The organism is Intrasporangium sp., from assembly GCF_035280925.1.
In the GTDB taxonomy this organism is placed as follows: Bacteria; Actinomycetota; Actinomycetes; order Actinomycetales; family Dermatophilaceae; genus Intrasporangium.
In genome coordinates, this window is the sequence record NZ_DATEEY010000016.1 from 42,127 (window position 1) to 60,447 (window position 18,321).

Below are 18,321 nucleotides of genomic sequence, written 5' to 3' on the forward strand. Positions count from 1 at the left end.
CGGCCGTCGGCTGGGAGCAGGCCCAGCGGCATACGGCCCCACGGACCAAGGCGGCCACCCCGCAAGGGATGGCCGCCATCTGAAGGATGCAGGACTGCGGTCGCTACGTGGACAGGCTCTCCATGATCTCGCGCATGAGCTGGGCGGTCTCGGACGGCGTCTTGCCGACCTTGACACCGGCGGCCTCGAGGGCCTCCTTCTTCGCCTGGGCGGTGCCGGACGAGCCGGACACGATGGCACCGGCGTGGCCCATCGTCTTGCCCTCGGGAGCAGTGAACCCGGCCACGTAGCCGACGACGGGCTTGGTCACGTGCTCCCTGATGTACTCCGCCGCGCGTTCCTCGGCGTCGCCGCCGATCTCGCCGATCATGACGATCGCGTCGGTGTCGGGGTCGTTCTGGAACGCCTCGAGGCAGTCGATGTGGGTGGTGCCGATGACGGGGTCACCGCCGATGCCCACGGCCGTCGAGAAGCCGAAGTCACGCAGCTCGTACATCATCTGGTACGTCAGCGTGCCGGACTTCGAGACGAGCCCGACGCGGCCGCCGCCCGAGATGGTCGCCGGGATGATGCCGGCGTTGGAGACGCCGGGCGTGATGAGGCCCGGGCAGTTCGGGCCGATGATGCGGGTCGTGCCCTTGGACTGTGCGTAGGTGAAGAACTCCGCCGTGTCCTTGACCGCCACGCCCTCGGTGATGACGACGACGAGCGGCATCGCGGCATCGATCGCCTCGACGGCGGCGGCCTTGGTGAAGGCGGCCGGTACGAAGATGACCGATACGTTGGCGCCGGTCGTGTCCATGGCCTCCTGGACGGTGCCGAAGACCGGCACCGTGACGCCATCCTCGAAGTCGACCTTCGTGCCCGCCTTGCGCGGGTTGACGCCGCCGACGACGTTCGTGCCGGACCTGAGCATGCGCTGCGTGTGCTTCATGCCCTCGGAGCCCGTCATGCCCTGGACGATGACCTTGGAGTCAGCGTTCAAAAAGATCGACATGGGAGAAAGCCTCTTCCTTCGTTGTCTGTGCTGTCTCGGCGGTCAGTTCGCGGCGGCGGCGAGCTCGGCGGCCTTGCGAGCCGCGCCGTCCATGGTCTCCTCGATGATGACCCGCGGGTGGTTGCGCGCGGCGAGGATGCGGCGGCCCTCCTCGACGTTGTTGCCGTCGAGTCGCACCACCAGTGGACGGTCCTCCTCGTCGCCGAGCGCGTCGAGGGCGCCGACGATGCCCTTGGCCACCTCGTCGCACGCCGTGATGCCACCGAACACGTTGACGAAGACGCTCTTGACCTGGGGGTCGGACAGGATGATGTGCAGGCCGTTCGACATGACCTCGGCGCTCGCCCCACCCCCGATGTCGAGGAAGTTGGCCGGCTTCTGGCCACCGAACTCCTCGCCGGCGTAGGCGACGACGTCGAGCGTGCTCATGACGAGGCCGGCGCCGTTGCCGATGATGCCCACTGAGCCGTCGAGCTTGACGTAGTTGAGGTCCTTCTCCTTGGCGGCCGCCTCGAGCGGGTCGGCGGCCTCCTTGTCCTCGAGCGCCGCGTGGTCCGGGTGGCGGAAGAAGGCGTTCTCGTCGAGCGACACCTTGCCGTCGAGTGCGATGAACCGGCCGTCGTCGGTCTTGACGAGCGGGTTGACCTCGACGAGCGTGGCGTCCTCGTCGCGGTAGACCTCCCACAGCCGCTTCATGACGTCCACGAGACCGGGCTTGTCTGCCTCGTCGAAGCCGGCGGCGTCGACGATCTCCTGCGCCTTGGCGTCGTCGATGCCGATGTTGGGGTCGACGTTGATCTTGGCGAGCGCCTCGGGCCGCTCGACGGCGAGCTGCTCGATGTCCATGCCGCCCTCCTTGGAGCACATGGCGAGGTAGCTGCGGTTCGCGCGGTCGAGCAGGAGCGAGAAGTAGTACTCCTCGGTGATGCGGGCGCCTGCGGCGATCATGACGCGGTGCACGGTGTGGCCCTTGATGTCCATTCCGAGGATCTGCTCGGCGTGCGACTTCGCCTCGTCGGGGGACTTCGCGACCTTGACGCCCCCGGCCTTGCCGCGACCACCCGTCTTGACCTGGGCCTTGACCACCGTCACGCCACCGGACCTGGCGCCGATCTCCTCGGCCGCTGCGCGGGCTTCGTCAGGGGTGGTGGCGATGGCGCCTGCCAGAACCGGAACGCCGTGCGCCTCGAACATGTCGCGGGCTTGGTACTCGAAGAGATCCACGGGGGGAGTCCGTCCTCGTCGTCGATGCGGAGTGTCCCTCGGACTCTAGACCCCAGCCGGTTGACGCCAGAACCCGGCAACGTGCCGACCGGACGAAGATCACACACCGGTCTCAGCGACCGGGCAGCAGCGTGGACGACCGCAGCCGCCGGGCCAGTGGCGCCGGCGGCTGCCTCCCCCTGGTCAACCTCAGTTGATGCCGTATGCCGCTGGGCTCGCTCCCACGGTCCGCTCTCCTGCCGCCGTGGCGGGCCTCGCGTCGGGCGCCCAGCGCCGCCACCACAGGTGCACGCCGGCGCCGAGCCACGCGACGGTCACAACGGCGAGCAGGTAGCCCAACGTCTGCGTCCGCGCCGGGAGGAACCGGTCGTCGTCGAAGGCGTTGAAGGCCCAGAAGGTCCCACCCAGCCCGATCGCGAGGAGCGCTACCCGGAGGCCCACCCGGCGCATCGCCAGGGCCGCGGACACGACGATGGCGCCCGGGAGCAGGATCATCCCTGGACCCGCGAACAGGATGAGACCTGGCAGCGGCGCCACGCGCCACCAGCGGCTCCGACCACTGGCACGGGCGGCGGCGACGACCCCGATGAGTCCCCAGAAGAGTCCGGCGAAGGCGAGGATCAGGCCAGTGCCGGCCCAGGAGAACTCCGGCGAGGTGGAGACGAGCCTCATGAAGAGCCGGGCGAGGGCACCCCAGGCGACCCCGACCGCGAACCACCGGGCGAAGCCGGCGAACAGGGCGCGCATCACCACTCCACCGGGAGGCAGGCAAGTCGGTCACCGGCGCCACCGCTGGCCGGGTCCGTCGGCTTGGCGTGGATGACGACCGATCGGGCCCCCGGCGTGGGCGTGAACCGCACCACCGAGTTCGAGTCGCCCGCGCCCGACGCGTCGACGGTGAAGTCGAGCCAGACCTCGGTCTGGTCGGAGACGGCGACCTTCGGAGCCCCGGAGTGCGCGTCGTGGTTGTAGTGGCCGCCTGACAGCAGCGGCTGGTCCGTCGCGCAGGCGGCATTGTGCAGGTGCGCCCCGAAGGTCCGCCCCGACACGCTGGGGTCGATGCCCCGGAGGTGGAGGACCGCCTTCGTGCCGCTTGCCTGCCCGACGAGCTGGAGCCGTGCGGTTGCGGAGTCGAACGGGCCTGCCGACGTGGTGTCGTAGTCCCGGAGCGGGTCGGAGAAGCGATTGATGACTGCTCCCGCCGCGATGGCCGTCGATCCGACCGCCATGGCTGCTGAGAACGCGACCAACCCAGCCATCCCCCCACGAATTCTCTTGCGATTCATGGCTTGCTGCACCTTTCCGTGGTGTGGTTCGTACACTGGGACAGACGGGATGGCCACGGTCTCGGGGTGACAGGCCGGGGGTGAGGAACTGCTCGATTTTCCTTGTCACCCGGACCTGTTCGTCGATCGTCTGTCGAGGTGATGGATGTCTGTCTGGTTGGTGCCGTGACGGGGCCCGTGGCCACGGAGGACGACCGCTTCGAGTCGCGAGCCGCCGCGCTGTTCGAAGCGGAGGCTGCATCGCTGCTGCACCTGGCCCGGTTCTACGTCGACGACAAGACGGCGGCGGAGGACCTTGTGCAGGAGGCGTTCATCAGACTCAGCCGGAACATGGCTCGCATCGCCGACCAAGCGAGGTCAGCGGCATACCTGCGCTCGATCGTCATCAACCTGGCCCGCGACCACAACCGGCGAGGCCTCGTGTCCCTGAGGCACCACCCGCCCGCCGTCGTCGACGAGCCGTCTGCGGAGGAGGAGGCGCTGGGTCGGAGCGTGCGACAGGACGTCATCGACGCACTTCGCGAGCTGCCCGGCCGGCAGCGCGACTGCCTGACGCTCCGTTACTACTACGACATGTCACCGGCAGAGATCGCGGACGGCCTCGAGCTGTCGGTCAACTCGGTCAAGACCCATCTCCAGCGAGGCCTGAGAACCCTCGCGACCATCCTCGAGGAGAAGCGATGAGCGACATCGAGCACCTGATCGAGGATGCGCTCAAGCCGCCGGGTGCCGCCCCTCCCCCGCCCTCCCCTGACCTCTTCGCCCGGGTCCTCGACTCGGTCCACGACGACCAGGCCCGACGTCGGCGGCTGCGCCGGGACGTCGCGGCCTGGGTCGCCGGAGTCGCCGCCGCCACCACGCTCGTCCTCGTCCTCACCCCACGTTCGAACGGAGAACTGCACATGCCCTGGTGGATCCTCGAGGTCGCCACCAACCTCGCGCTCGTCGCCATCGCCCTCTGGCTCGGGCCGTTCATCAAGCGGTTCGGCCGGGCTTACGCCGCAGACGTCTTCCACGACAACCCGCTCACCGGGAAGAGCTACATCGTCCTGACCGACATCGTCTACTACCTCATCTTCTCGGCATACATCCTGTTCACCGTGCGCTTCGCACCACAGTCGACGTGGAACAACGAGTTCACCGGCCTCGTGACGGCGGAGCAGCTGACCGTCGAGGTCGCCCGGATCGGCGGGATCCTGCTCATCATCGGGATCCTGCACGGCCTGAACATCGTGCTCATGCCGGTGCTCGGACGGCTCTTCTCGCTCAACCGTCGCGTCGACCGCCACGGGGAGCGGCTCGGCGACCGGCCCTGACCCACCCCCGCGCGTGACCGGCGCGGCCCCGCCACGCCCGGGCGGTGTGCGGCTCGGCCGGCCGGGCGCGTCAGGCGGGGGTGACGTTCTCGCGGACCCAGTCCACGATCTCGTGGGTGGTGGCGCCCGGCGTGAAGATCCTTGCCACGCCGAGTCCCTCGAGCTGGGGGATGTCGTCAGCGGGGATGATGCCGCCGCCGAAGACGAGGATGTCGCCGGCGTCGCGCTCCTTGAGCAGCTCGACAACGCGGGCGAAGAGGGTCAGGTGCGCACCACTGAGCACCGAGAGGCCGATCGCGTCGGCGTCCTCCTGGATCGCCGCCTCGACGATCTGCTCGGGCGTCTGGTGCAGCCCCGTGTAGATGACCTCCATGCCGGCGTCACGCAGGGCGCGGGCGACCACCTTCGCGCCGCGATCGTGACCGTCCAGTCCCGGCTTGGCGACGATGACGCGAACGACCGCTGCGGAGGTCGCGCTGGAGGAGTCAGAGGGGGAAGTCATGCGGGGCACTCTAGTCACGGCCGCCGTGTCGATCGACGAAAAGTGATCGATCGCCCAGTCCGGCGGGTACCGTCCGTTCCGTGGCACTCGCGGTGCGGTCAGCGCAGACCCCCCAGCAGGCGGTCCCAACCACGGGGTCCGGCGAGCCGCCGGGCCTGCTCGGGAGCCTGGGTCTGGTGGCGAAGGCGCTGCTGACGCCCACTGGCCTGGCCGGAGCCGCGCTCGAGGCGACCTGGCTGGGTCTGCACCTCGGCACCTATCCGCTCGGCCTCATCGGCGCACGCGCCTCCCATCAGCGCCGGGGCTACCGCGTGGACCACCTGTCGCCGACCCAGCGGGGCCTGGCCGTTCGGGACGTCGAGGCCGCGGAGACGCCGATCCTGCTCGTCCACGGCATGGTCGACAACCGGTCGATCTTCACGGTGCTGCGGCGTGGTCTGGTCAACCGCGGCTTCGGCCGGATCGAGACGATCAACTACCCGGTCCTCACGACGGACATCCGGGCTGCTGCGGCACGACTCGGCGACGAGGTCGAGCGAATCGCCAGCGAGACCGGCTACGAGCGGATCCACGTCATCGGCCACTCACTCGGCGGGCTCATTGCGCGCTACTACGTGACACGGCTCGGTGGAGACGCGCGAGTGCACACCCTCGTCACGCTCGGCACGCCGCACCGCGGCAGCTATCTGGCCTACGCCTGGAACAACAGCCTGACCCGGCAGCTGCGTCCGGGCAGCGGCCTGCTCCAGGAGCTGGCCCAGCCGGTCCGGGACTGCCAGACGCGCTTCATCGTCTACTGGTCCGACCTCGACCAGGTCGTCCTTCCCCAGGGGAACGCGGCGCTGCACCACGAGGACCTCAACGTCCACAACATCGAGCTGCACGGGGTCGGCCACGGCAGCCTCCCGTTCACGCGCACCGTGGTCCACGGAATCTCCAGCGCCCTGGCACATCTCGACTCGTCCGGAGCGACCGTGACTCGGGGTGTGAGCGAGTTCACACGTCGTCGAGTCAGTGCTGCGGATGAGGATCCAACACGGTCTCCGAGACCACGCCGCTGATTTCGTTGACCTGGACGCAAATCGGGAGAAATTCGGTTGCGGGTCGGCTTTCGCTTCTCTCTCGGATCCCCTAGTGTCAGCCCTGGTTGTGATCCCTCCTCCACGACGCGGACCCCCGAAGGAGAACAGTGCCCGATTTCTCGATCACGAATCGGTCACGTTAGCCTCGGACCCGCAATCGGTCTGAGATAGGTAAGCGCTGCGTGTCCAACAATATGTATGTGGGTCGTCACCGGCCCGCGACCAAGCCTGCACGGGGTCGTCAGTTCGTCATCCCCGTCGATCTGCTCTCATCAACTGTCGCCGCCGGGCTCATCGTCCGTGACGCGGGAGCGAGCCCGCTGAGCGCCGAGGCGGCGGCGATGAAGAACGTGTCCAACTCCGTGGCGGGTCTCGGACTGGCAGCCGATCCGGACGCCGTCGCGGTTGCGGCCGGCGACCGGGGCAACCTCCGCGCATCCCGTGACGGCGTGCGCGCCGAGGCGGCCCTGGGCCTCGCGGCCAGCTCTGCGGCCGAGGCCGGCGCGGACGCGGCGAAGGCAGCACTGCAGCGCATCGCCGCCGAGAAGGCCGCGGCCAAGAAGGCCGCCGCGGCGAAGGCCGCCGCGGACAAGAAGAAGAAGGAGGCGGAGCGCAAGCGCCGCCTCGCTCTTGCCCAGCGTTGGATCGCACCCTTCCACGGCTACACGCTCACGTCCGGCTATGGCTGGCGCTGGGGCCGGATGCACCCGGCCCAGGACCTCGCGGCCCCGACTGGCACCCCGGTCCATTCGTTGTCGACGGGCACCGTCATCTTCTCCGGCTGGTCCAACGAGGGCTACGGCTACATGGTGAAGATCCGCTACTGGGACGGGACCGTGTCCTGGTTCGCCCACAACAGCCGACTGCTCGTGAGCGTCGGCGAGCAGGTCACTCCCGGTCAGAAGGTCTCCTACAGCGGCAACACCGGCAACTCCACCGGCCCGCACCTGCACCTTGAGATCCATCCCGACGGAAGTGGCCCGGTGGCCCCCCGGAGCTGGCTCGCCGCGCGCGGCGTCTACCTCTGAGAGCTGGATCGGGACTGGAGTTCGCGAACTGCACTCCCTGGCGGGCGGGTCAGAGCTTGACGACAGGGGCGTAGCGCAGCAGCAGTCGCTTGACGCCGAGGTCTGCGCCGAAGTCCACGTGCGCCAGCGACTTGTCGCCCTCGCCCTCGACCCGCACCACTGTGCCCAGCCCGAAGGCATCGTGGGTGACGCGGTCTCCGGGCTTGAGCGCGACGATCGCCCGGGTGCCGGGACTACGCACACCCGGGCGAGCCGCCAGGGTCGCGACCGCAGGCTGGCCCGAGCCCCGAGCCCCCGAGAAGGATGGCCCGAGCCGGTGCCAGTCGAGCAGGTCGCCGGGGATCTCGTCGAGGAACCGCGACGGTGGGCCGTACTGCGGTGACCCCCAGGCCGAGCGCACGGCCGCCCGCGTCAGATAGAGCCGCTCGCGCGCCCTGGTGATGCCGACATACGCCAACCGGCGCTCTTCCTCGAGCTCCTTCGGGTCCCCGAGCGATCGGAGGTGGGGAAACGTGCCGTCCTCCATCCCGGTGAGGAAGACGACAGGGAACTCCAGGCCCTTCGCGGTGTGCAACGTCATCAGCGTCACGACGCCCTGTGCCTGCGCGTCCGGCTCGTCCGGCACCTCGTCGGCGTCGGCGACGAGGGAGACCTGCTCGAGGAACTCCTCCAGCGCTCCCGCCGGCCCGATGTCCTCGGGCTCCTGGCCGGACGCCGGGCCCTCGAGGGCGCGTCGCTCGTCGAACTCCTGGGCGACGGCGACGAGCTCGGCGAGGTTCTCGACCCGGGTCTCGTCCTGCGGGTCGTGGCTGGCGCGGAGCTCGGCAAGGTAGCCGCTCTGCTCGAGGACCGCCTCGAGCAGCAGCGCGATCCCGCCACCGCTCTCATGGACGGTCCTCAGCTCCTCGAGGAGGGCGGTGAACCCCTTGATCGCGGCGACCGACCGGGTCGCGATCCCCGGCGCATCCTCCGCTCGCCCCAGTGCGGCGACGAAGGGAGTCCGCTCCCGCTCGGCGAGCGCGGCGACGCAGGCCTCGGCGCGGTCACCGATGCCACGCTTCGGCACGTTGAGGATCCGGCGCAGGTTGACCGTGTCGGTCGGGTTGGAGATGACGCGCAGATAGGCGAGCGCATCCTTGACCTCGCGCCGCTCGTAGAACCTGGTGCCGCCGACCACCTTGTAGGGCAGGCCGACCCGGACGAGCACCTCCTCGATCGCTCGGGACTGGGCGTTGGTGCGATAGAACACCGCCACGTCCCCCGGCCGCACCCCGTGCTCGGCGAGGTCGTCGATCTGCTTCGCCACGAACGCTGCCTCGTCGTGCTCGTTGTCGGCGACGTACCCCACGATGAGCGGCCCGTCCCCGGAGTCGGTCCAGAGGTTCTTGGCGCGCCGGCTCTCGTTGCGGGCGATGACGGAGTTCGCGGCGCGCAGGATGCGCTGGGTCGAGCGGTAGTTCTGCTCGAGCAGGATGGTCCGCGCGTCCGGGTAGTCCTGCTCGAACTCGAGGATGTTGCGGATCGAGGCTCCCCGGAACGCGTAGATCGACTGGTCGGAGTCGCCGACGACGCACAGCTCCGCAGGTGGGACGACGTAGTCGCCCTCGCCGGGGCCCGGTACGCCCACGCCGACGAGCTCCTTGATGAGCTGGTACTGCGCCTGGTTCGTGTCCTGGTACTCGTCGACGAGGAGGTGCCGGAAGCGACGGCGGTAGTACTCCGCGACGTCCGGGAAGGCCTGCAGCATGTTGACGGTCATCATGATGATGTCGTCGAAGTCGAGGGCGTTGGCCTGCCGGAGCCGCCGCTGGTACTGGGTGTAGGCCGCGGACAGGGTCCGCTCGTGATGGTTGCCCTCGGACACCTGGCTCGCGTAGGTCTCGTCGTCGATGAGCTCGTTCTTGAGGTTGCTCACCTGGGCCGAGAAGCTGCGCGGCGCATAACGCTTCGGGTCGAGGTCGAGGTCGCGGATGACCAGGCTCATGAGCCGCTGGCTGTCGGCGGCGTCGTAGATGGAGAACGTCGACTTCATCCCGACCTTGGCCGCCTCGCGACGCAGGATGCGCACGCACGCCGAGTGGAACGTCATGACCCACATCGAGCGGGCGCGCGGGCCGACGAGGGACTCTACACGCTCTCGCATCTCGGCAGCGGCCTTGTTGGTGAACGTGATCGCGAGGATCTGCCCCGGCTGGGCGCCGCGCTTCCCGAGCAGCCACGCGATCCGGTGCGTCAGCACCCGCGTCTTGCCGGAGCCGGCCCCGGCGACGATCAGCAGGGGGCTTCCCTCGTGCACGACGGCCTCCCGCTGCTGCGGGTTGAGGCCCTCGAGCAGCGTCTCCGGGTCGGCTGAGCCCCACGCAGGTGCCGTATGCCGCTGAGCCGGCTCCGCGCCCACCTGACCTCCGCGCGCGGCTGCGTCAGCCCACGTCGGGACCCCACGCTCGGTGACCTGCGGGACGGTGGAGGCGGACTGCGGCCCGTCGGGCCCGAAGAGGTCGTCGAAGAGCGTGCTCATGGTGCCTCCAGACTACGTCGCAAGGCCGACACCTCCTTGCGGCGGTGCGCAAGGATGGGGACGTGTCCGACCCATCTGCAGTGACGGCCTCCCCAGCGTTCAGCATCCGGGAGGCAACGGTCGACGACGTCGAGGACATCGCCCGCCTCGTCCGGGAGCTCGCTCTCTACGAGAAGGCGCCCGAAGCGGTCACGGCGACACCCGACCACTTCCGCAAGGCGCTCTTTCCCCGGGAAGCGAGCCCAGCGGCATACGCCCATGTGGCCGAGCGGGACGGAGCCGTGGTCGGGATGGCCGTGTGGTTCGTCAGCTTCTCCACGTGGACGGGGCGGCACGGGCTGTGGCTCGAGGACCTGTTCGTCGACCCCACCCAGCGGGGCTTCGGCATCGGCAGGGCGCTGCTCGCGCGGCTGGCCGCGATCTGCACCGAGCGCGGCTGGACCAGGCTCGAGTGGGTCGTGCTCGACTGGAACTCCCCGGCGATCGAGTTCTACCGGTCTCTGGGCGCGACGGCGCTCGACGACTGGACGACCTATCGGGTGAGCGGTGCGGCACTTCGCGACCTCACGACACGTGACGTGGGCCATTCGGCCCTGCCACCGCGCCGAGGCAGAGAGGATGCTGACCAATAGCACCCCTGAAGACCGGAGCCACCATGCCAGCACTTCGCAAGCGACGGGTCGGACCCGTGGACACCATGTGGCTGAACATGGACCGGCCCAACAACCTGATGGTCATCGAGGCCCTCATCCTGCTCGACGGCGTGCCCGACTGGGACGAGGTCATCGAGCTGTTCCGTCGCGAGGTCCTCGAGCAGTTCCCCGTCTTCAGGCAGCGCCCGGAGCAGTCCGCCCCAATGGGCCAGCCGTGGTGGGTGGAGGACCAGGACTTCTCGCTGGACCGGCACATCATCCGCGTGCACCTGTCGGAGCCCGGCGACGACGACACGCTCCAGGTCCACATGGAGCAGGAGCTCGACGTGCCCCTGGACCGGGACCACCCGCTGTGGCGCGTGCACCTCATCAGCGGCTACGGGTCCGGCTCCGCGATCTTCCTGCGCATCCACCACTCCCTCGGGGACGGGATCGCGCTGACGCGGGTGCTGCTCTCGCTGACGAGGGGCGACCCTGACGCGACGACCGAGGTCGCGGTGACCACCGAGGTCAGGCCGGACGAGAACCTCGTCGACGCCGCTGACGGGAACGGCGCCGGCGTGATCGAGGACCTGGCCGGGCTGGTGGGCTCGGGACTCCAGCTCGCACGGGACGGCGTCGGCCAGCTGCTGCGCCTGGCCACCCCGGACGGCGCCATGGCCGCAACCCGCGAGATGGTGCGCACGACACGAGTCCTCGGTGACCTGCTCTTGTCCCACAACCCCGACACTCCGTTGTCCGGCGAGCCGGGCGGGACGAAACGCATCCGCTGGAGCGGCCCGTTGCCCCTCGCCGACGCCAAGCAGCTGGGGCGCCTTGCGGGGGCGACGCTCAACGACGTGCTCATGAGTGCCGTGGCCGCAGCGCTGCACCGCTACCAGCTCGAGAGCGGCCAGGAGCCGGTGGACCTCATCACGATGGTGCCGGTCAACATCCGGCCCCTCGACGAGCCACTGCCGCCGGAGCTCGGGAACGCCTTCGCGCTGGTCCTGTTCCGGTTCCCCAGTGGTCTCAGTGCGCCCCTCGACCGGCTCGCCGAGACGAAGCGCCGGATGGACCGGATCAAGCGCTCGCCAGAGGCGGTCATCACCTTCGCCCTCATCAACGCCATCGGCCACCTGAGCGCCCACGTCGCGCGCATCTTCGTCGACTTCTTCGCGAACAAGACCATCGGCGTGACGACCAACGTCGCCGGGCCGCGCTCCAGCCGGACCCTGGCCGGCGTGCCGGTGACCGGCATCCTCGGCTGGGTGCCCGGCTCTGGCCGCCAGACGCTGGGGGTGTGCATCTTCACCTATGCCGGCACGGTGCGTGTCGGGTTCATCAGCGATGCGGCCGTCATCCCGGATCCCGAGCGACTCCTCGAGGCCTTCGAGGACGAGGTGGAACACATCATCCACATGGGCCGGCCCCTTCCACAACGGGGAGGGAAGCGCGATGCCGACCGATAACGCTCGTCAGGCCATCGAGGTGGCAGCGGATCTCGACACCGTCCTCGTCACCATCCGCGACGTGGGCAGCCAGCCGGAGTGGATCCCCACGATCAAGGAGGCGGAGGTGGACGAGGCAGACGCGTCGGGCCTGCCCAGGACGGCGCGCTTCGCCGCCTCCACCGCCGTGGGGACCGACCGGTACACGCTCGCCTACGAGCACGCGCCCGAGGGCCTGAGCTGGTCCATGGTCGAGGGCCGGCTGCAGACCGGTCAGGAGGGCCGTTACACCCTCGAGCGCCTGGACCCCGGACGGACCCGGGTCACCTACGACCTGACGATCCACCACAACCTGCCGCTTCCGGGCTTCCTCCGGTCGCGCGTCATCAAGGGCCTCGTGGACGAGACGCTCAAGGGCCTCCGGTCCCGGCTCGAGGGCGCTCGCTGAGCAACGCGATCGGTCGATCCGGCAGCGTCTAGGGTGTCGGCATGACGACTGCTAGGGGTGTCTTCGTCCGAGAGCACGGTGAGCGTGACGTCCTCGAGGTGCGCGAGCACGACGTCCCGGATCCCGCGCCGGGCGAGGTCCAGGTCGAGGTGGCGGCCGCCGGGGTGAACTTCATCGACGTCTACCGACGTCAGGGCGTCTACGCCGGGACGACGCCGTTCGTCCTCGGCGAGGAGGGCGCGGGCACGGTCGTCGCGGTGGGCGCCGGCGTCGACTCGTTCACGGTGGGTGACCGCGTGGCATGGGCCCAGGCGAACGGGAGCGAGACCACCCTCGCGAACCAGCCCGCCGCCCTCGTCGTGCCCGTGCCCGAGGGGGTCGACCTCGAGACGGCGGCCGCCGCCATGCTCCAGGGCCTCACGGCCCACTACCTCGTCACCAGCACGTATGCCGCTGGGCCGGGTGACGTGGCCCTCGTGCACGCCGCTGCCGGCGGGGTTGGCCAGCTGCTCGTGCAGCTGCTCGTCACCAAGGGCTGCACTGTCGTCGCGACCGCTGGGTCTGACGAGAAGTGCGAGATCGCAAGGGAGCTCGGGGCGGCACACAAGATCAACTACTCGCGCTTCTCCCGGGCGGAGGACCTGTCCGGAGCGGTGCGCGAGGCCGCCGGCCGCGGTGTGGACGTCGTCTACGACGGCGTGGGCAAGGCCACCTTCGACGCCTCGCTCGCGTCGCTCCGACCCCGGGGCCTGCTGGTGCTCTTCGGCGGCGCGAGCGGCCAGGTGCCGCCCTTCGACCTGCAACGGCTGAACTCCGGCGGGTCCCTCTTCGTCACGCGCCCGAAGCTCGGTGACCACCTCGCTGATCGCCAGGAGCTCGAGTGGCGGGCGCGCGAGCTCTTCGCCGCCATCACCGACGGGAGCCTCAAGGTCGCGGTGGGCGGGCGCTACTCCTTCGACGAGGTCGCCGACGCCTACGAGGCGCTGGAGGGCCGCCGCACCACGGGCAAGCTGATCGTCGTGCCGGACGGGAATCGCGCGAGATGAGCCGGACGCTGCTGCGGCACCGGCGCATCTGGACCGGCAACCCCACCTCGCCGTGGACCGACGCCCTGCTCGTCGAGGACGGCCATGTCGTGGCGGTGGGGTCCGACGCGCTGGGTGGTGACGCCGGCGAGGTCGTCGACCTGCCGGGCGCGCTCGTCATGCCGGGCCTGCACGACGCGCACATCCACACCGAGTGGGTCGCCCGCGACCTCGCTGAGGTCGACCTGCGGGAGGCCCGCTCGCTCGAGGAGGCGCTCGGGCTGATCCGCGGCCACGTCGCCTCGTCCCCCGCCGGCCGCCCGCTCAGCTCCGGTCGTTGGAACAGCAACAGATGGTCCGTGCCGGTCCAGCCCGACCGGCACGCGTTGGACTCGGTGACCGGCGACCGGGTCGCGGTCCTCGACTCCGTCGACGGCCACACCGTCTGGGCGAACTCCCTTGCCCTGCAGCGGGCCGGCATCACTCGCGGCACCCCTGACCCGGTCGGCGGCGAGATCGTGCGCGATGCCGGCGGCGAGCCGACGGGCATCCTGCGTGAGTCGGCGCAGCGTCTGCTGGACCCGCTCATCGAGGGGCCGGACGCCGAGCCGCTGCGTCCGCTCCTCGAGCGCTGCCAGGAGTGGCTGCTGTCCGTCGGGCTGACGAGCATCACGGACATCGACGGCGAGGACGCGCGCGCCGCCTATCTGGGGATGCAGCAGGATGGCACCCTCAGGCTGCGCGTGACGAAGTGCGTCCGAGACGGCGACCTCGAGCTCGCCGTCTCGGAGGGGCGCCGCTCCGGCGAGGGCGACGATCGCTTCCGCGTGGGACCGGTGAAGTTCTTCAGCGACGGCGCGTTGGGGTCGCACACCGCCCACATGACCGAGCCCTACGTCGGCAGCATCGCCGGCCACGAGACGTGCGGCATCGCCGTCACGCCGTATCCCGTGCTCCTGGAACGGATCCGGATCTGCCTGGAGGCCGGGCTCGATGTCATCACGCATGCGATCGGTGACGAGGCGAACCGGCTGGTCCTCGACGCGTTCCAGGCCATGCGGGAGGAGGGGCACCACGGGCTGCTCCGGATCGAGCACGCCCAGCACGTCCGGCCGGTCGACATCCCGCGCTTCCGGTCCCTCGACGTCGTCGCCTCGATGCAGCCCAGCCACTGCACCGCCGACCTCGAGCTCGCCGATGACATCATCGGCCCCCGCCGCCTGGCCTCCTATGCGTGGCGGTCCTTCCTCGACGCGGGGGTCCGGGTCGCCTTCGGGTCGGACGCTCCGGTCGAGGACCCCAATCCCTTCCTTGGGCTGCACGCCGCTGTCACCCGTCGGCGGGCGGACGGCCACCCGATCGGCGGCTGGCATCCGGAGGAGCGGATCACGCTCGACGAGGCCGTGCACGCCCACACCGTCGTGGCGCACGAGTCGGTCGGGCGCGACGACGTCGGTCGACTCAGCCCCGGTCAGCTGGCCGACCTCGTCTGCGTCGACCGCGACATCTGGGAGCTCGAGAGCACTGACCCGATGGCGATCAGGGAAACGCAGGTACTCCAGACCTGGGTGGGCGGGGCGCTCGCCTTCGAGCAGGACTGAGCCCAGCGGCATACGGCACTGTCTCTGACGGTGGGCCAACGACCGTTGGTCACGAACTCCCTCGGACGAGCCACCCAGAGCCACGGAGTCGTCGAGCAACGGTCGTCCGGCGTCCGCGCGGGAAGGGTACGGTCGGGCCATGGCCGGTTACCGGTACGTGTACACGGACAAGCAGATGCCCACGGTCCATGGGGCCATGGCCCAGGTGTCCAACGAGATCCGCGCCCGGGCGACGGAGCACGGTCTCGACCGGATCGCGCTCGAGCTGGTGAACCTTCGGGCCTCGCAGATCAACGGGTGCGCATTCTGCCTCCACCTGCACACTCACCTCGCCCTGCGCGAGGGCGAGTCGCCACAACGGATCGCCGTGCTGCCCGCGTGGCGGGAGTCCGGGCTCTTCACGAGGGTCGAGCAGGCGGCACTGAAGGTCGCGGAGGCCGTCACCCTCGTCGCCGAGCGCCACCTCAGCGACGACGAGTACGACCTGTTGCGCGAGGACCTCACCGACGACCAGCTCGCCCTGCTCGTCTACGCGGCGTCGATGATCAACGCCTTCAACCGGATCTCGATCCTCAGCCACCACCCCGTCACGTACCGGGAGCAGTTCGGCTCGCCGCCCGGGGCCGCCCGCGACGGCCAGTAGAGCGCCGCCGCGTCAGTCGTTGCCGGGGACAATGCTGAGCAGGAGCGTCGCGAAGAGGGTCAGTGCCCCGACGACGAGCAGGAAGACGCCGATGATCCCGACGCTGCCGGCGCCGTCCGCCGTGGAGTGCAGCCGGCGGCGCCGTCCCACGACGACGAGGACCGTGCCTGAGACGACCCAGACCAGCCCGATGAGGAGTCCGGCAAGGACTCCGGCGTTCCAGCGCACCGGTCCGGCCGCCTCACCAGAGAGCGGCGACGAGCGCGGCCAGCAGCCCGGCGCCACCGGCAGCGTCGAGCTGCGTCCTGGCCGACTCGCCCCTGCGCGACCGGGCGTTCCCGATCTCGGCCATCGCCACGACGACGAGGGAGAGGATGATCTTGACGCCGATCTTCGGGTAGTTGAGGCGGGGGTCTCCCTCCTCGCGCATGGACTCGGCCAGGCCGACGATGATGATGCCCAGGACGAACTGGGCTCGCGCGGCCCAGACGATGGCGACCGGGAACCGGTCTGCGCCTCGTGCCACCACCCAACCGCCGACGATGACGGCCATGCCGAGCAGGTGGAGGGCGACGACGAGGTCGTAGAGGAAGTCCATGGCGGGCATCCTACGGACGGCCCAGGTACGCCTCGGACAGGTGGTGCCACGAGCGACTGAGCCGGTAGTCACCGAGCCGTGCGACCGGCACCCAACGGGCGTCAGCCGTGGTGCCGCCCACGTCGTGGATGACGATGTCACGGGGCTCGCGACAGGTGGCGCGATAGACGATGCGGATCGCGTGGAAGTCCTCGACCACGCCGTTGGGGGCGCGGCCGATCCAGTGCGAGGACTGCACGTCGACGAGGCGGTCGAGAGCGATGCGCTGCCCGGTCTCCTCCCACACCTCCCGGTGGACGCCCTCGGCCGGAGTCTCGCCCTCCTCGAGGCCACCTCCGGGTAGTCCCCACTCGCCAGGAATGTGGGTCTGGTCGTTGAACTGCGTCAGCAGCAGCCCATGCTCGCTCGTGACGAGGGCGTAGGCCGCCACCCGCTGGAAGGGATCACCAGTCTCATCCGGCGCCACGTCCGGGTCTCGCGGGACGTCCTCCTCAGTGAGGGGTATGCCGCTGAGCTCGCTCACGCTGAACGCCAGCTCGAGCGCCCCGCCGTTCACTACGTCTGCGGCCCAAGGGGCTTCGATGCGCAAGCCGTGCTGTCCCAGGAGGGTGGCGGGGTGCTGGCCGTGGGCGAGTCGACCGGCCTCCAGGAGGGCTCCGTCCGGCGTCCGCGCGACGACGCGTATCCCGCCTGGAATGTTCGTCCTCATCGGCGGCCAGGCGCTGTGGAGAGCTCGATCGCCCGCTCGTACTCGGCGAGCGCGAGCGCCGCGACGTGGGGCCAGTCCTGCTCGGGAGGGTGCTCGAGGTTCCAGCGGCGCATCGCAGCGAGCCGGTCGCGGTCGACGGCGAGGCCCGCGAGGGCGCCCGCCATGGCGGCGTCGTCCGGCACGATGAGACCGCCTTGGCCGTGCGTGACGAACTCGCCGATCCCCGACCCGGACCGGCCCACGACTGGCAGCCCGGCGGTCCTGGCCTCGAGGGCCGCGATCCCGAATGACTCGAGAGCCGACGGTGACACGTAGACGTCCGCGGCGGCATACCTGGCTCGCAGCTCCTCGCGCGAGACCCGGCCGGGCAGGGACACCCATCCGATGCCCTCGTCGGCCAGATGGGACTCGACCTTGCCTCGGTCCGGCCCTTCACCGAGGACGGTCAGGCTGAAGGAGCCGCGACCGGCCAGCTGCTCGGCCCGGGCGACGAGCTTGACGAGCGCGCGGGGACGCTTCCGTGCGGCGAGCCGCATCGCGGTGACCAGCCGCAGCGGCATTTCTTGTTCACTCGGTTGGGCGGTGAGGCTGGGGCGGTCCGCCTGCCGCTCACCCCCGATCGAGTGAACAACAATCGGGCCCGATTCTTGTTCACTCGATTGGGTGGTGGGGGTGGGGCCCGATGGGGGGAGCCGCCAGCGGGCCACGTCGATCCCGTTGGGCAGCACGGAGACCGACGCCGACGGCCCCACCAGCTCGCGCAGCGGAGCGGCCGCCACCGCCGACACGGCCGACATCGCGACGCCCTTCGCGGCCCACCTCTTGACGAAGCCGACGGCACCGAAGCCGGGCGCCACGGGCCCGAGCATGCAGTGCCACGTCATCGCCGTGGGCAACCCCATCCCGATGGTGACGCGAGTGCTGTCCCACGCGAAGGGAGAGACGACACCGGTCTGGACGTGGGCGACGTCGAAGCCGCCTCCCGTGAGTCTGCGGCGCAGCTCGCGCGGGGCGAGCGGGTTGACGGGAAGCTCCCACGGCAGGCGGATGGCAAGGCGGTGCACCGGGATGCCATCGATGACCGTGATCTCGCCGCGCATCTCGCCCTCGGGTCCGGGGGTCGCGGTGAAGACCTCGACCTCGTGCCCCAGGGCGACGAGGTGGCGCGCCAAGTCGTGGGTCTGGACCTCGATTCCGCCCAATCTTGGCAGATAGCAGTCGGACAGCAGCGCCACTTTCACGGGGAACACTCTGTCATGCG

The 18,321-nt window shown here is 70.0% G+C and carries 20 protein-coding genes; 10 read left to right on the top strand and 10 right to left on the bottom strand.

The window, feature by feature from the left end; genetic code table 11:
• Window positions 1-103: 103 nt before the first annotated feature.
• The 4 genes from sucD to VJN29_RS01935 form a co-directional block, all read right to left on the bottom strand.
• A complete protein-coding gene (sucD, locus tag VJN29_RS01920) occupies window positions 104-997 on the bottom strand; it encodes a succinate--CoA ligase subunit alpha (RefSeq protein ID WP_324141776.1) in 894 nt (297 codons plus the stop codon).
• A gap of 42 nt (window positions 998-1,039) precedes the next feature.
• Complete coding sequence (sucC, locus tag VJN29_RS01925) at window positions 1,040-2,221, bottom strand: ADP-forming succinate--CoA ligase subunit beta (protein WP_324141777.1); 1,182 nt, start codon at window positions 2,219-2,221, stop codon at window positions 1,040-1,042.
• Window positions 2,222-2,410: 189 nt separating this feature from the next.
• On the bottom strand, window positions 2,411-2,968 hold the full coding sequence (locus VJN29_RS01930) for a hypothetical protein (RefSeq protein WP_324141778.1): 558 nt from the start codon (window positions 2,966-2,968) through the stop codon (window positions 2,411-2,413).
• Window positions 2,968-3,480 (bottom strand): superoxide dismutase family protein, encoded by a 513-nt coding sequence (locus VJN29_RS01935; RefSeq protein ID WP_324141779.1) that lies wholly within the window; start codon window positions 3,478-3,480, stop codon window positions 2,968-2,970. The genes VJN29_RS01930 and VJN29_RS01935 overlap by 1 nt, the downstream gene beginning before the upstream one ends.
• 192 nt (window positions 3,481-3,672) lie before the next feature.
• Here VJN29_RS01935 and VJN29_RS01940 point away from each other — a divergent pair, with 192 nt between their 5' ends.
• Both VJN29_RS01940 and VJN29_RS01945 read left to right on the top strand, forming a co-directional pair.
• Window positions 3,673-4,191, top strand: a complete 519-nt coding sequence (locus VJN29_RS01940) for an RNA polymerase sigma factor (RefSeq protein ID WP_324141780.1) — start codon at window positions 3,673-3,675, stop codon at window positions 4,189-4,191.
• Window positions 4,188-4,823: a hypothetical protein gene (locus VJN29_RS01945; RefSeq protein ID WP_324141781.1), complete on the top strand. Its 636-nt coding sequence runs from the start codon at window positions 4,188-4,190 to the stop codon at window positions 4,821-4,823. Before VJN29_RS01940 ends, VJN29_RS01945 begins: the two co-directional genes overlap by 4 nt.
• 70 nt (window positions 4,824-4,893) lie before the next feature.
• On the opposite strand, the gene VJN29_RS01950 is transcribed toward VJN29_RS01945, so the two are convergent.
• Entirely contained in the window at window positions 4,894-5,325 is a 432-nt protein-coding gene (locus VJN29_RS01950) for a cobalamin B12-binding domain-containing protein (RefSeq protein WP_324141782.1), read from the bottom strand.
• An 80-nt stretch (window positions 5,326-5,405) separates the two neighbouring features.
• Between VJN29_RS01950 and VJN29_RS01955 the strand changes: the two genes are divergently transcribed.
• Window positions 5,406-6,386 (top strand): esterase/lipase family protein, encoded by a 981-nt coding sequence (locus VJN29_RS01955; protein WP_324141783.1) that lies wholly within the window; start codon window positions 5,406-5,408, stop codon window positions 6,384-6,386.
• Window positions 6,387-6,601: 215 nt separating this feature from the next.
• Window positions 6,602-7,435 (top strand): M23 family metallopeptidase, encoded by an 834-nt coding sequence (locus tag VJN29_RS01960; protein ID WP_324141813.1) that lies wholly within the window; start codon window positions 6,602-6,604, stop codon window positions 7,433-7,435.
• Between the two features lie 49 nt (window positions 7,436-7,484).
• On the opposite strand, the gene pcrA is transcribed toward VJN29_RS01960, so the two are convergent.
• Window positions 7,485-9,953, bottom strand: coding sequence for a DNA helicase PcrA (pcrA, locus tag VJN29_RS01965; protein WP_324141784.1), 2,469 nt, complete (start codon window positions 9,951-9,953; stop codon window positions 7,485-7,487).
• A gap of 62 nt (window positions 9,954-10,015) precedes the next feature.
• Between pcrA and VJN29_RS01970 the strand changes: the two genes are divergently transcribed.
• From VJN29_RS01970 to VJN29_RS01995, 6 genes are all read left to right on the top strand, one after another.
• Window positions 10,016-10,585 (top strand): GNAT family N-acetyltransferase, encoded by a 570-nt coding sequence (locus VJN29_RS01970; RefSeq protein ID WP_324141785.1) that lies wholly within the window; start codon window positions 10,016-10,018, stop codon window positions 10,583-10,585.
• 56 nt (window positions 10,586-10,641) lie between these two features.
• A complete protein-coding gene (locus VJN29_RS01975) occupies window positions 10,642-12,057 on the top strand; it encodes a wax ester/triacylglycerol synthase family O-acyltransferase (RefSeq protein WP_324141786.1) in 1,416 nt (471 codons plus the stop codon).
• On the top strand, window positions 12,044-12,484 hold the full coding sequence (locus VJN29_RS01980) for an SRPBCC family protein (protein WP_324141787.1): 441 nt from the start codon (window positions 12,044-12,046) through the stop codon (window positions 12,482-12,484). Before VJN29_RS01975 ends, VJN29_RS01980 begins: the two co-directional genes overlap by 14 nt.
• 41 nt (window positions 12,485-12,525) lie before the next feature.
• Window positions 12,526-13,530: a quinone oxidoreductase gene (locus VJN29_RS01985; RefSeq protein ID WP_324141788.1), complete on the top strand. Its 1,005-nt coding sequence runs from the start codon at window positions 12,526-12,528 to the stop codon at window positions 13,528-13,530.
• On the top strand, window positions 13,527-15,110 hold the full coding sequence (locus VJN29_RS01990; RefSeq protein WP_324141789.1) for an amidohydrolase: 1,584 nt from the start codon (window positions 13,527-13,529) through the stop codon (window positions 15,108-15,110). Before VJN29_RS01985 ends, VJN29_RS01990 begins: the two co-directional genes overlap by 4 nt.
• A 139-nt stretch (window positions 15,111-15,249) precedes the next feature.
• Window positions 15,250-15,753: a carboxymuconolactone decarboxylase family protein gene (locus VJN29_RS01995; protein ID WP_324141790.1), complete on the top strand. Its 504-nt coding sequence runs from the start codon at window positions 15,250-15,252 to the stop codon at window positions 15,751-15,753.
• A 12-nt stretch (window positions 15,754-15,765) separates the two neighbouring features.
• Here the strand turns inward: VJN29_RS01995 and VJN29_RS02000 are convergent, their stop codons facing one another.
• From VJN29_RS02000 to VJN29_RS02015, 4 genes are all read right to left on the bottom strand, one after another.
• Window positions 15,766-15,981 (bottom strand): hypothetical protein, encoded by a 216-nt coding sequence (locus VJN29_RS02000; RefSeq protein ID WP_324141791.1) that lies wholly within the window; start codon window positions 15,979-15,981, stop codon window positions 15,766-15,768.
• A gap of 13 nt (window positions 15,982-15,994) precedes the next feature.
• On the bottom strand, window positions 15,995-16,351 hold the full coding sequence (locus VJN29_RS02005; protein ID WP_324141792.1) for a hypothetical protein: 357 nt from the start codon (window positions 16,349-16,351) through the stop codon (window positions 15,995-15,997).
• A 10-nt stretch (window positions 16,352-16,361) separates the two neighbouring features.
• A complete protein-coding gene (locus tag VJN29_RS02010; protein WP_324141793.1) occupies window positions 16,362-16,874 on the bottom strand; it encodes an NUDIX hydrolase in 513 nt (170 codons plus the stop codon).
• Window positions 16,875-17,056: 182 nt separating this feature from the next.
• Window positions 17,057-18,301, bottom strand: a complete 1,245-nt coding sequence (locus VJN29_RS02015; protein ID WP_324141794.1) for a glycosyltransferase family 4 protein — start codon at window positions 18,299-18,301, stop codon at window positions 17,057-17,059.
• Window positions 18,302-18,321 lie beyond the last annotated feature (20 nt).